This is a genomic window from uncultured Pseudoteredinibacter sp., from assembly GCF_947500695.1.
GTDB lineage: Bacteria > Pseudomonadota > Gammaproteobacteria > Pseudomonadales > Cellvibrionaceae > Pseudoteredinibacter.
The window spans coordinates 130,127-142,691 of the sequence record NZ_CANMSS010000011.1 but is presented as its reverse complement, the minus strand read 5'-3'; the positions used below and the strand labels follow the sequence as shown (position 1 = coordinate 142,691).

11 protein-coding genes are annotated in these 12,565 nt (G+C 47.8%); 4 read left to right on the top strand and 7 right to left on the bottom strand.

The annotated features are described in order from the left end of the window. Window positions 1-23: 23 nt before the first annotated feature. Window positions 24-989 (bottom strand): MoxR family ATPase, encoded by a 966-nt coding sequence (locus tag Q1A08_RS17905; protein ID WP_299775444.1) that lies wholly within the window; start codon window positions 987-989, stop codon window positions 24-26. Window positions 990-1,143: 154 nt separating this feature from the next. Then, complete coding sequence (locus Q1A08_RS17900; protein ID WP_299775442.1) at window positions 1,144-2,685, bottom strand: arylsulfatase; 1,542 nt, start codon at window positions 2,683-2,685, stop codon at window positions 1,144-1,146. A 202-nt stretch (window positions 2,686-2,887) separates the two neighbouring features. Here Q1A08_RS17900 and Q1A08_RS17895 point away from each other — a divergent pair, with 202 nt between their 5' ends. Next, window positions 2,888-3,829 (top strand): LysR family transcriptional regulator, encoded by a 942-nt coding sequence (locus tag Q1A08_RS17895; RefSeq protein WP_299775440.1) that lies wholly within the window; start codon window positions 2,888-2,890, stop codon window positions 3,827-3,829. Between the two features lie 30 nt (window positions 3,830-3,859). Here Q1A08_RS17895 and Q1A08_RS17890 read toward each other — a convergent pair whose 3' ends face one another. Next, the gene (locus Q1A08_RS17890) at window positions 3,860-4,246 is read right to left on the bottom strand and encodes an MAPEG family protein (RefSeq protein WP_299775438.1); all 387 of its coding nucleotides are present in this window, start codon (window positions 4,244-4,246) and stop codon (window positions 3,860-3,862) included. Between the two features lie 138 nt (window positions 4,247-4,384). On the opposite strand from Q1A08_RS17890, the gene Q1A08_RS17885 reads away from it, so the two are divergent. After that, window positions 4,385-5,416 carry an AraC family transcriptional regulator gene (locus Q1A08_RS17885; RefSeq protein WP_299775437.1) on the top strand — a complete coding sequence of 344 codons (1,032 nt, stop codon included), beginning with the start codon at window positions 4,385-4,387 and terminating at the stop codon, window positions 5,414-5,416. Between the two features lie 175 nt (window positions 5,417-5,591). Then, a complete protein-coding gene (locus Q1A08_RS17880) occupies window positions 5,592-6,986 on the top strand; it encodes a TolC family outer membrane protein (RefSeq protein WP_299775435.1) in 1,395 nt (464 codons plus the stop codon). A 101-nt stretch (window positions 6,987-7,087) separates the two neighbouring features. On the opposite strand, the gene Q1A08_RS17875 is transcribed toward Q1A08_RS17880, so the two are convergent. The 4 genes from Q1A08_RS17875 to Q1A08_RS17860 form a co-directional block, all read right to left on the bottom strand. Further along, window positions 7,088-7,780 carry a SprT family zinc-dependent metalloprotease gene (locus Q1A08_RS17875; RefSeq protein ID WP_299775433.1) on the bottom strand — a complete coding sequence of 231 codons (693 nt, stop codon included), beginning with the start codon at window positions 7,778-7,780 and terminating at the stop codon, window positions 7,088-7,090. Window positions 7,781-7,848: 68 nt separating this feature from the next. Next, window positions 7,849-8,715: an alpha/beta hydrolase gene (locus tag Q1A08_RS17870; RefSeq protein ID WP_299775431.1), complete on the bottom strand. Its 867-nt coding sequence runs from the start codon at window positions 8,713-8,715 to the stop codon at window positions 7,849-7,851. A gap of 10 nt (window positions 8,716-8,725) precedes the next feature. After that, window positions 8,726-9,553: a fused MFS/spermidine synthase gene (locus Q1A08_RS17865; protein ID WP_299775429.1), complete on the bottom strand. Its 828-nt coding sequence runs from the start codon at window positions 9,551-9,553 to the stop codon at window positions 8,726-8,728. Between the two features lie 20 nt (window positions 9,554-9,573). Next, window positions 9,574-10,581 (bottom strand): LysR family transcriptional regulator, encoded by a 1,008-nt coding sequence (locus Q1A08_RS17860; protein WP_299775427.1) that lies wholly within the window; start codon window positions 10,579-10,581, stop codon window positions 9,574-9,576. Window positions 10,582-11,225: 644 nt separating this feature from the next. On the opposite strand from Q1A08_RS17860, the gene Q1A08_RS17855 reads away from it, so the two are divergent. Continuing rightward, on the top strand, window positions 11,226-12,560 hold the full coding sequence (locus tag Q1A08_RS17855; RefSeq protein ID WP_299775425.1) for a DUF2252 family protein: 1,335 nt from the start codon (window positions 11,226-11,228) through the stop codon (window positions 12,558-12,560). The last annotated feature ends 5 nt before the right edge of the window (window positions 12,561-12,565 follow it).

Genomic DNA, 12,565 nt, shown 5'->3' with positions numbered 1-12,565 from the left:
GTATTGTCATGGAATACTTACCGTTACACCAAAACCTGCTCCAATAGTTCAGCACAAGCATCTGCACCGCTATAGGACTCGGCCTGGGCTCGATAATTAAGCTGAATTCTGTGGGCCATAACTTCCGGTAGCACGGCAGCAACATCCTCAGGCAATACATGATCACGCCCTGCAAGCCAAGCTCTCGCTCGGGAACATTTATCTAATGCAATACTGGCCCTTGGACTTGCACCTAATTGGATATATTGAGGCAAGCGACTGTCTTGATACAGTTCGGGCTGGCGTGTTGCCATCACAAGATTAACAATATATTGCTCTATCGCCGGCGCCACATGTGTTTTTTGAAAGGCTTGCCTAGCCGCCAGCAAATTATCTTCACTGATCGTGCAAGCCAACGGCTCTGCCTGCTGCTCTTCACTACGAACTAAACGAATAATATTCAATTCTTCTTGGGCATCAGGATATGACACACAAGTTTTTAATAAAAACCTGTCCAACTGCGCTTCAGGCAGTGGATAGGTGCCCTCTTGCTCAATGGGATTTTGGGTAGCGACAACCATAAATACCGCGGGCAAAGAATAACTTTTACCCGCAACCGTGACCTGCCGCTCTTCCATTGCCTCTAACAATGCAGACTGTACTTTGGCCGGCGCTCGATTGATTTCATCAGCGAGAATTAGATTGTTAAAAATTGGGCCGGCCTGAAAACTAAGACTTTGCTGCCCTGCGTCCTGGTGCAGCACTTCGGCTCCGGTAACATCGGCCGGTAAAAGATCAGGGGTAAACTGTATTCGCCCCATATCACCTTGAATGCTCTGCCCTAGCAGCTTTACCAAACGCGTTTTTGCTGTCCCCGGATAGCCTTCAAGGAGAATATGTCCATTACACAATAGCGCGAGAAGAAGCGAATCTAGTAGAGCCTCTTGGCCAATTAGACGTTGATGCAAACTGCTGCGCAGCTCAGCAAACTGTTGACGCAAAGCATCCATGAGGAAACCTATTATTAGTTATTGCTATTGGTAGTCCTTAGCGTCAAAAGACCGCTTAAGGTCTAAAGAAAGCATAACAAAAAACCCAGCACTGGGCTGGGCTTTTTGTTGCCTGTAACATCTGTCGATTTACAGGCTTGATGCGGGATAAGCCTTACTTATACTGCACATTTTCCCAAATTTGCGCCTTCTCTACGATCTGATCGATGGTGAAGGTATCCGGCTTCTGTCTTGGCGGATACTTTTTGAAGGACTGTAAAAACGGAATCAAGACGGTTGAGGCCATTGCAGACTGTGGCAATACCTTATCCGCCCACCATTCGTTATAAGCATTTGAGTGCTCATCGGCACGCTCATAAGGATCGCGACGCAGATTAAATAGCTTCGGTATACGTAAAAACTCAAACTGCTCACGCCAAACATCGAAGCGCTTGGCGCGCTGCTCTGCATAAACCAGCTTCCAATCTTCACGGCGTAAGCCAACAATATCTGAGGTATCCGACAAATAGATAAAGTGATTACGCGGTGACTTCTTCTCTTTACCCTGCAGATAGGGCAGCAAGTTATAGCCATCCAGGTGCACATTATATTTACGGCCGCTGACAGTTTTACCTTTCAGCAACTGTTGGGTTACATCGCTTTCGCCAACGGCAGCCATCAAGGTAGGGAACCAATCCAAGTGCGAGGCAATTTCATTAGAAACCTGCGGCTTGATTTTACCCGGCCAGCGAATCATAGCCGGCACACGATAGGCACCTTCCCAATTGGTATTTTTCTCAGATCGAAATGGAGTAATGCCTGCATCTGGCCAGGTGTTGTAATGCACACCGTTGTCGGTGGAATACATCACAATGGTGTTATCGCTAATACCCAGCTTATCCAGCTGATCTAGCATTGCGCCCACCTTTTCATCGTGAGCCACCATTACATCATTGTAAAAGCCTTGCCCAGATTTACCCTTGGTATCCGCCGCTGGGTGCGTACGAAAATGCATGCCAGTGGTGTTCACCCAAACAAAAAATGGCTTCTTGGCCTTATGAGCCTTGTCGACAAAACCCATAGCCTTATCGACAAATTCCTGATCGACAGTCTCCATACGCTTGCGAGTTAGCGGGCCAGTATCTTCAACTCGGCCATCTGCATAGGAATGCACTACGCCACGCGGGCCAAAACGCTTACGAAAACCCGGCGCTTTTGGATAATCTGGATCTTCAGGCTCTTCCTCTGCATTCAAGTGGTATAGATTGCCAAAGAACTCATCAAAACCATGGTTGGAGGGCAAAAACTCATCGCGATCACCCAAATGGTTTTTACCAAACTGTGCGGTCATATAACCTTTGGATTTCAGCATCCAGGCCAGCGTTGGATCTTCTTTGCGAATACCTTTATCAGCACCTGGCAACCCCACCTTAGACAAGCCGGTACGCATTGGACTCTGACCAGTGATAAAAGCTGAACGACCTGCCGTACAGCTTTGCTCACCGTAATAATCTGTAAACATCACCCCTTCGCGAGCAATGCGGTCGATATTTGGGGTTTTATATCCCATCAAACCATGGCTGTAGGCACTGATATTGGTGATTCCAATATCATCACCCCAAAACACCAATATATTGGGACGATCTTGGGCGAGAGCGGTCCAGCTGGCTCCCAGGGACAGAACACAAGCTACCCCTCTCAGAATGGGCTTAAGCATGATATTTAGGCCTCTGTAGTCGTTATCGTTCACGCCAAGGGTACATCTGGCTATGATGGCAGCTGAGTCATTACTTATGCGAATACACTTTATATATGGCTACAGCCTATATCTACTTTAAACAAATTGCAGATATAATTGAAATTGCTTTTCACCTGATTTAGCATAACCTCAAGGAATTTCTTATCTAGGAAGACAAACAATGCGTCCCGATTTAAACCTTTTAAGCGCTCTGCGTGTTTTACTTGAAGAGCGTAATGTGACCCATGCCGCCAAACGACTGCATGTATCGCAGCCCGCTATGAGTAAGACCCTGCAAAAACTGCGCGAGGAATTAAACGATCCGCTGTTCACTCGCTCTTCTCATGGTTTGATCCCAACCCCGAGGGCCAAGCAGCTAGAACAACAGCTGCCGGATTTACTCGATCAAATCAGCAACCTAGTGCACCCCCAGGAGTTTATTCCCGACTCGTACAATGGGCGCTTCAATATTGCAGGCCCCGGAGTCATCCTCGATCAGCTTATTCCGGATTTAAGTCTAGCCTTACAAGATCACTCGCCCAGAGCAAGTTTGACCATTTCTGAGGTTAGTACCGACTTTACCGAACAGCTTGCATCAGGCCAGCTCGACTTTGTTATTCACATCAACCGCTCAATGCCTGAAGAGCTGGTCAAAACCAGTGTCGGCTTTGGCGAAGTGATTTGCGCCATGCGCGCAGATCACCCGCTGGCCGCACAAGAGCAGATTAGCCTTGAAGATTACCTGTCCTTTCCCCATGTGCGCTTGTATATCGCTCAAATTACCCACGCCAATATTGGTGTAGTAGATGAAATCCTAAACCAGAGTGGCCAGCAACGTGACATCGTTTTAGAGACCTCATCGCTATCTTCGGCCTTGGATGTGGTCGCCAAAAGCGACTGCCTGCTAGTGACAGCAGATAATCACAAAGAACTTCACAACCCAGCATATACCTATAAGACCATGCCGATAGAGCTTGGCTACCCAACGCTAGAGATGGTCATCATTCAACATCGCCGTAGCATTAATAGCCAGCCCCACTTATGGTTGCGCGGTGTTATGGCCGACATTATGTCGCACTTTTTCCGCGAGGAACGCTTGTTTCGCTCCACCGCACTTATGTAGTACCTCCAGTGGAGCCACACAAACGCAACACTACAAGGACAACACCACCAAGGCTATGCAACAAGCATAGCCTGCTATCCAAGCCACGCTGCGTAGAGTTGCCCAATTTGCCAGATAACAAATTTGGTAAACAAGACGAGAGGCCACAAAGCCGCCGGCATATAGGTGAAATTGTGCAGTCTCCAGATCCAAATGAGCAGCCGTCAGCAGGGCTAAACCAAAAACAGGAATGGTTTCTATCGCATTTTGATGGGCTGCCAAAGCTCGCTTACCCCAGCCAGCCAGCTCTCCTTGCTGCTCACGAGGGCTAGCATTGTCATAACCACTGCCCTGCTTGGCCATCGCAATAGCGACTGGCGCCTTACTGAAAACTAAGAGCAGCAGGTTAAACAACATATAAATAGCGACAATATTCATAAAGAATCCTTATTTATTGATTATTCTAGGTCTTTGCAGAGATCAATATGATAAGCGCGTGCTGCTAAGATTCGTAATTCGTATTGACTTTTAGCGCCAGAAAAACACAATTGGGCTTTTCATCACAGATACTTTGCCATGTCAGCTCCTTTGATCAACAGTGAGTATTTAGACGGTTTCAGCGAATATGTCAGCGAACTGGGCGGCGACCCTGCAGCACTGTATCGCGAAGCCGGCCTTGAGCTGCCAGAAAATAACAAAACCCTGCATCTGCAAAGCGGAACACTCAATCCTTTCGATCGCCATGTGCGATTGCTGGACTTGGCCCGCGAACGCCTTAAGAGCCCAAGCTTTTGCTTAGAGCTGGCCAGCCGCCAAGCGGTTGGGGTGTACGGCCCAATCGGTATCATGTCCACCGAAAGCCAAACCATTGGCGAAGCCTTACAGATGCTGGCCGATCATTTGCAGTTTAACGTGCAGATGATTCGCCTTGAACTCAGACAGCAAGGTGAAATCGTCCAATTCATTATTCATTGTGAGTATGAGGCCATTGCCAAAAGCCAAGCTCTGCAAGATCATGCATTGGCCTTAATTTATAATTTGCTGCAAATCTTGTACGGTGAACCACTGCGACTGCGGGCGGCCTATTTGCAACATGACGGCTGTGATCACGCCAGTATCTACAGCCGCTTTTTCAAGTGCCCAGTGGCATTTAATCATGATTTTGTTGGCCTATCGTTTGAGCCCAGCCAACTTGAGCAGCCAATCGCCGAGTCCGCACGGGCACTGCCGCAGTTATTACGCCAGTATTTAGAGCGCCGCCATAAAGACAGCCTGATTGAGCAGGTCCAGCATGTTATCTGTATCATGCTGCCAAGTTGCCAATGCAAATTGGAAAGCGTCGCACGCGCTATCGGCTACAGCAAACGCACCTTACAACGCCGCCTGCACGAAGAAGATACCAATTTCCAAGATATGATTGACGGCGTAAGGCACCAACTCAGTTTAGATTACCTCTCCGAACCTCATTATCGCCTTACCGATGTAGCTGCGGTATTGGGGTACTCGGAGTTAAGCGCTTTCACTCGCAGCTTTAAGCGCTGGCAGGGAATCAGCCCGCAACAGTGGCGCAGCCAACAGAAAAATCCATTGTTGCAATCGCTCGATTAACAATTATTTACGGCTTGTTTGCTATCCTTAAAGGCTATCGAGTCGACCAGTTGCGGTGAACTGGCTAAAATTAGCGGCTAAATTTCAAAAGCAGCCTGCTCTTTTTCGCCGCAGCATCGTCTAATATGCAGATCGGTGCTTTAGGCACTTTGCTTTAATACCAGGGACAAAACCTATGTTAAGAAAAACCCTAATCGTCGCCATCAGCGGCCTAGTAGCAGCTAGCGGAAGTTACGCTGACAGCTTGCAGGAAGTGTATTTGCAAGCTTTGAAAAATGATCATCAAATTAAGGCGGACGAAGCAGCTTTCTTAGCAGGTAAGGAAGCCGTAAATATTGGCCGAGCAAACCTACTACCCAATGTAACCGCACGTGCAAGTTACTCTAAGACCGAACAGGACTCCGTAGGTGCGCTATTCACTGGCGGCCCTGCCGTTACTACAGCTATCGAACGTGAAAATGAAGCTTACACTGCAACGCTGAACCAACCCCTATTCAATATGGCGGCTTGGTATGGCTACCAACAAGGTAAAGCGCAAACCAAACAAGCTGAATATCAATTTGCAGCCGCACAGCAATCCCTGATTCTTCGCGTCGTAGAATCCTACTTAAATGTCCTGCAAGCATTAGATACCTTAAGCACTGCCAAAGCCGAGCAAAAAGCGCTTTCGCACCAGCTAGAACAAACCAAGCAACGCTTTGAAGTAGGCCTAGCTGCCATTACTGATGTCCATGAAGCTCAAGCCGCTTATGACTCAGCCAATGCACGTACCCTGCAAGGTCAAGGTAATGTGGGCATTCAATTTGAAGCCCTAGAAGTGCTTACCGGCAAAAAAGCTGACGCTATTGCACCGCTATCTGACGAGCTACCGGTTGTAAACCCTACTCCAGCAGCGCGCGCCGACTGGGTTGATTTCGCTCTAAAGAATAACTACTCGCTAAAAGTTGCCAAGGCGAGCGCTGAGTCCGCTAAGCAAGGTGCGAAAACGGCCAAAGCCGGTCACTACCCGACCATTAACGGCCGTATCTCATACACCGATTATGACGACAGCAATACTGACATTATTGCCCAGGGCACCACCACGGCTTCTGATAGCCGCACAGTGGACGGAACGACTTTCGCGGTAACTTTGGACATTCCAATTTACTCTGGCGGCGGCACCTCTGCTAAACGCCGCCAAGCGTATCAAAGCTGGATGCAAGCCCAAGAGTTGTTAAACAAGTCCCAGCGCGACACCATTCAACAAGCTCGTTCGGCCCACCTTCAAGTTGTGACTGATGTGGCTCAGGTTAAAGCGCAGAAGCAAGCATTAACCTCCAATATGAGCGCACAGGAAGCCACGCAGGCAGGTTATGAAGTGGGTACTCGTAATATCGTTGACGTTTTGCAAGCACAGCAGCGCTTGTATGCCGCCCAACGTAACTACGACAACTCTCGCTACGCTTATATCTTAAACAACCTACGCCTTAAGCAGGCTGCGGGTACCTTATCTCCTGAAGATATTAACTCTTTGGACAAGTGGATGACTGACAGCAAGTCGATCAACCGCGCTGATGTCGACGCGCTATAAAAAATATTTTATAGCCAAAACAAAAGCGGGGCTTATCGAGCCCCGTTTTTGATTTTAGTTCTATTGCACTTTCGCGCACCCTCAAAAAGCCACAACACCTCTTACAACACCAATAGATGACCGTTTTCTTTCAGCCAAGCTTGAGCCTGTTGGTAATCTGGCTCAAAACATGCCACCAAGCGCCAAAACTCTGGACCATGATTAAAATGGCGTAAATGAGCCACTTCATGAGCTACCAAATAGTCAATCACCGACTCTGGCGCCAACATAATCAGCCAATTGAACTGCAATACCCCTTTAGAGGTGCAATGTCCCCAGCGCCGCTTGTTCTTTCTGACTTTTACTTCAGCAAATTTCAGCCCATGAGCGGCCGTCAAGCGTTCGACTTTTTGAGTTAAAACAAGCTTAGACTCTTTGCGATACCAAGCCTGTACTCGCTCTTCAATCTGACTCTTTTCCGCTATTGAGGTATATAGCTCATCGCCGATTCTTTCGGTAATTCGTTTTCTTGGCTTTAATCGAAGACACAAGGAGCGTCCCCGCCAAGGAAGATATTCACCATCGATATACTGGCGCTGAGGAACTTCAGCAAGCTGCTCACTCTGGGATTTTACCGTACGTAATATCCACGCCTGCTTTTTTAAAATAAATGCCTGAATTTCAGACTTGGGAAGTCGAAGCGGTGCACGCACGATAACCCGCCCCGCCTCAATGGTGATTGCCAAGCTTTTACGCTTGCTGCGAATAAGCTGAATACCCGGCAGTTCTGGTCGTGAGGCTTTGCTTTCTATCATGGCGATAGTCTAACGTTTTTCGTCAAGCTTTTTAATCAGTAGCGACAATAGAAAGCGCTAATAATCAACTATCTGCTTAGAAACTCTTTGATATGCTCAGCGCATTCCAATGGCCTTTCGTGGGGCAGCATATGGCCAGCTTCCGACAAGCTAAACAACTGATCTTGCGGACGCAGTTTTTGCCAGCGCCCCCAAGACTTATCCATCAGCACGTCAGAAAACTCTCCCCGCAAGCCCAGCACGGGTAATTTCAACTTGGACAGCTGGCGCCAGATATAAGGTACTGAACTGTATATATGCGCTTCCCAGTCACGACTAAAACGCAAACCAAATCCTTTATCTGTTTCCTTTATGCCGAAATGGCCGTAGGCCTCCATGGACTTCTCGGTAAAACGGCTAAATGCTCTCTTAGAGCGATGAAAATCAACAGCCTCTTCTCGGCTTGCCCATTGATTTGGACGCTTTTTTGCCACGGCTGCCATTGGCACAGGCTTATTGAACAGGCGCGCCAAGCGCGACATATACCAAAGCGGCGGCGCTACAAATACTGGATCTATCAAAACTATTTTGGAAAACAAATCAGGCCGTTTGATTGCTGCAAACATTGTGGTAACGCCACCAATCGAGTGCCCCATACCAATAACTGGGCCACGCTTTTGCTTGTCTAAAAACTCGATAAGATCATCGGCATAATTATGCCAGGCAATGTTGGCTTGTGGCTCGGCTTGATCCTCCCAGCAACCACGATGGGCCAAACCAAAAATATTATAATCATCAGACAAGCGCGACAGCATATCGGCATAACTGCCAAAGGGATAACCCGTTGCATGATAAAAATGGATTGTTTCAGCACCCTCTTTTTCGCTTAAGAGCTCATTGAAATGCCCCTTACCATGGTGCATATCATTGGCAATCTCTTTTATACGCTGATACATATTTCACTCGCTACTTATTATTTTTTATATGCCACAGTTCAAGCTCCCCACCCTCTAGCTGAACATTGCATGCCTGCAGCTCACCCAGTGTGAGAGGCACCGGGCTGGGCAAGGTGGAATTAAGCTCATCCAGTTGCACAACAAAATCGGCATTAGATTCGGCAAAGGGGCTCCCCTTAAAAGCAAACACGATGACATTGTCACAATGCTGAACTGGCACCATTAATATCTTTTTATCGAAGACTCGCCTTAAGCCCAAAGCTAGCTGCAACAACTGCGACTGTTGCTCTACTTTGACATTCACAACAAGAAGTCCATCATCACTTAAGCAGCTGTGACACTCTTGAAAAAAGCTCTCCTGCTGCAAACATTCGGGCTGCCGTGCTCCAGCAAAAACGTCCAATATGATTAAATCAAACTGTCGTTGACATTGGGGAATAAAATCATTGATATCTTCTTGCAGTAACTGCAGACCATCAACAGGAGAGTGGCTAGCAAAATAAACTTGATAAACCTCGATAATGTCAGGGCAAATTTCACAACAAGTGAACTGTTTGGTCCCTATCGGCAAGGCAAATTGACGCAGCAAATCGCCACCACCAAGACCTGCCATCAAGATTGATTCTGGCCTAGCAAGCTGCGCTAGATTGATGACTTGGGCATGAGGCAAACAAGCCTTTGTAGGCTGCTGCAAATCCATCACGCTTTGCATAAAGCCATCTACTTCCAGAAAGCGATACTGCTCGGTCTGACGCAAGGACAGCGGGCCAGCCTCGCTAAGACAGCTAAACAAGGGGGTAGCATCAACAGATTTAAGCTGCTCTAGAATATTGCCCATCTTTGTTAAAACCTTGTATGTTAAGACCTTGTCCAACGACCGCGCTGCCCTGCTCGCCCAAAGGCCGAATAGGGGTTGTCATCTTCTTCTGGCTCTACATTGAATAATTGCGATAAACCAACAATCTTTTCAGCCAACCAACTATGCAATGGCGAATTCTCCGTCCGCTTATGAGACACCAAGACATAATTGATTTGTACTTCTTGGTGAGTAGGGATGGGCAGGCTCATCAAGCCACCACCAAATTGCGCGAAGTCAGTTAGAAAGGGCGGCCCCATCATAATACAATCGGTGCGGCGTACGACTTCCATAGCTGTATACAGGTGGGAGGTTTCAAACACTTCGCGCATATCATGCTCCATTTGATAGAACACCTCACCCACCTGATCAATCAGCTCCATTTCCTCTACATTGGGCATATACAAAGCAACACGAGGGTACTGGCTGATATCCTTCCAGTCAGGTTTGCGCTGACGCCATAGAGGGTGCCCTTTACGCACCAGCAATACGGGCTTGGTGGACCCTAAATTCTTGAGGTTAAACTCCGGGCGATAGTGACTGCGACGCACATGGATGGCGAAGTCCAAACCACCATCAGTAAGCTCATCCAACTGCAACTCTACCCGAGATAAGGTCGTGACCCGCAATAAAGGTGCTTCTTGTTGCAATAGCTGCATAAGTGCCGGCAGTAGCACAACACCGACATATTCTGAGACCGCAATTGAAATCTCCCCCTCATAGGTTTTGGGATCGAATTGCTGCCCAGCGGTAATCGACTGCACCTGGGATAAGACCCCCTGCACCTGTGACTGCAACTCTAGAGCCCTTGGGGTTGGCACCATACCGTGAGAACTGCGGGTAAAGAGTGGGTCATCGAAGAGGTCCCGCAAACGCCCTAGGGTCTTACTCATCGCCGACTGAGTAATAAAAAGGCGATCGGCCGCCCTTGAAACATGGCGCTCTTCCAACAAAACCTGAAATGCCACCAGAAGATTTAAGTCCATTCTGGCCAGCTGACGTGTATCCATCGCTATTTATATCGTTTTTATCTTGTTATGAATTGAATTCATTATAGTCAGTAATTTAAACCATTGGAAACATAACAGGCCAATAACTAGACTACACACATCTTAAAGAAAGCAGCGAATAACTCGCCGCAAACCACTAAGCAGGAGATTAGACACATGTTGCAAGCAGCGTTCGGTATTTATCTAGCCCTGTTGGCCTTCATCGCCGTACAGGATTTAACTAAGTAAGCTTGCGAGGCTTACTTATCAGTCAGTTTCATCATCGCTTCTTCTCTAATATTTAGAGATTTTTTTGAACCGCTAAGCCACAAGGCCTAGCGGTTTTTTTATGCTTATGGAAAAGCGGTATCCCGTGGGCGCCCGGATGGCGCAGGAACGGGGTATGTCTGGATGACAGTATCAAGCGGGCGCCATAGACGGCGCAAGAGCGGGCATATGCTTACGGAAAAGCGGTATCCCGTGGGCACCTGGACGGCGCAGGAGCGGGGAATGCCTGGATAACAGGATCAAGCGAACTCCATAGATTGTGCCCTCTCGCCCCAGCTGCGCCACACAACTCATTTGCATTTCCTTACCTTATCCCTTCAACCCTTAGCCTGCTACACTCGTCTAAATATTCGTTAGTGATTCTAGACGGAGAAAGCATGTCAGCAAGCCACAGCCAAGACCGACCCCAATCAAAAGCCAGAGCACAAGAAATCCAAGATTGTCTTGAGCGGGTTGATCAACAATTAGGCATTCCCAAGCATCACAAGATGAGCCGCAGTCCCTTTATCTTTTTTCGCGGCTCAGCACCTTTGTTTTATCAGGATATTGTCTCGGGTAGATTAGCGGCCCCAAAAAACCTTTTGGACATGCCTTTAACCACAATTATGGGTGATTGCCACAGCTCCAATTTTGGCTTTCTCAGTGAAGAGGGCTCCCATAGTAGCGATATTATTTTTAGCCCCAATGATTTTGACGATGCCTGCATGGGGCAAGCGAGCTGGGATCTCATTCGATTCAGTTGCAGTTTGTTTCTATGTGCCGATCATTGCCAGGCTATTAGCGAAGGGCGAGTCGAAGCCGAAGGAGGCAGGGGAAAAGCTTTTGTTAGCCAAGAAGGCGCCGAGCTTGCTGCACTGGCTTTTGTACGCAGCTATGTGGACAGCTGCCTCAGCTCCGATAGTAAACTTTATCAAGACGGCCTGGATAGAGTCGACGAACAACATTTTTTATTTAAGAGCTTTAACAAAGCCAAGCGACGCTCTGCCAAGGGAGAGGATTTTTATCGTAAAAGTGCTATAGCAAAGTCTGTAGATCTCGAAGCCTCTCCACTATGCTTTGCTAATCGTCCAGATCGCCTTGAAGCATTAAGCCCTGAAGAATACGACAGCATTCATTATGATTTGTCGCCTTTTGTGGACGACTTTATCTTAGATATCGTAAAACGCCTTAATGCTGGCACAGGATCGGTCAATATGGATCGCTACTATCTTTTGGTTGGTCCAAAAGATGCCAATGCCGACCAACTGGAACTCTGTCATCTGGTAGAAGTTAAACAGCAGCGTGAAGCCGCTCCAATACTTTACTTCCCAGATCTAAGCCCAAATAATCGTTTGAACCCTGCCCACCTAACGGTAATGTGCCAGCGCCGAATGCAGCGCTCGCCCGATATGGTTCTCGACGAAACTGAGTGGCGCGATGGCCATTGGTTAATACGCTCTCGCCATCATGCTCGCCTAGGATTTGATCCGGAAGATATCGCCCTAGGTAAAAAGGCCTGTAAAGGTGGTTTTACCGATTACGCATCAGCTTGCGGAAAAGCTTTGGCATTAGCCCATTGCCGAGGTGATCGAAGATCAAAATTATTTGAGCAGGCTGTACAAGCTAAACTGCAAGGGCATGAGGAAAGTATTGTCGACGCGGCAAAAAGCTACGCGGCACAAGTTGTTAACGACTGTCAGATTTTAAACCAGATGCTATCCCAAAAGGGCTAAAGAAT

Excerpts from the sequence above, each read along its gene's own strand:
- Q1A08_RS17905 (WP_299775444.1), bottom strand. The coding sequence starts at position 989 with ATGGATGCTTTGCGTCAACAGTTTGCTGAGCTGCGCAGCAGTTTGCAT.
- Q1A08_RS17900 (WP_299775442.1), bottom strand. The coding sequence starts at position 2,685 with ATGCTTAAGCCCATTCTGAGAGGGGTAGCTTGTGTTCTGTCCCTGGGA.
- Q1A08_RS17895 (WP_299775440.1), top strand. The coding sequence starts at position 2,888 with ATGCGTCCCGATTTAAACCTTTTAAGCGCTCTGCGTGTTTTACTTGAA.
- Q1A08_RS17890 (WP_299775438.1), bottom strand. The coding sequence starts at position 4,246 with ATGAATATTGTCGCTATTTATATGTTGTTTAACCTGCTGCTCTTAGTT.
- Q1A08_RS17885 (WP_299775437.1), top strand. The coding sequence starts at position 4,385 with ATGTCAGCTCCTTTGATCAACAGTGAGTATTTAGACGGTTTCAGCGAA.
- Q1A08_RS17880 (WP_299775435.1), top strand. The coding sequence starts at position 5,592 with ATGTTAAGAAAAACCCTAATCGTCGCCATCAGCGGCCTAGTAGCAGCT.
- Q1A08_RS17875 (WP_299775433.1), bottom strand. The coding sequence starts at position 7,780 with ATGATAGAAAGCAAAGCCTCACGACCAGAACTGCCGGGTATTCAGCTT.
- Q1A08_RS17870 (WP_299775431.1), bottom strand. The coding sequence starts at position 8,715 with ATGTATCAGCGTATAAAAGAGATTGCCAATGATATGCACCATGGTAAG.
- Q1A08_RS17865 (WP_299775429.1), bottom strand. The coding sequence starts at position 9,553 with ATGGGCAATATTCTAGAGCAGCTTAAATCTGTTGATGCTACCCCCTTG.
- Q1A08_RS17860 (WP_299775427.1), bottom strand. The coding sequence starts at position 10,581 with ATGGATACACGTCAGCTGGCCAGAATGGACTTAAATCTTCTGGTGGCA.
- Q1A08_RS17855 (WP_299775425.1), top strand. The coding sequence starts at position 11,226 with ATGTCAGCAAGCCACAGCCAAGACCGACCCCAATCAAAAGCCAGAGCA.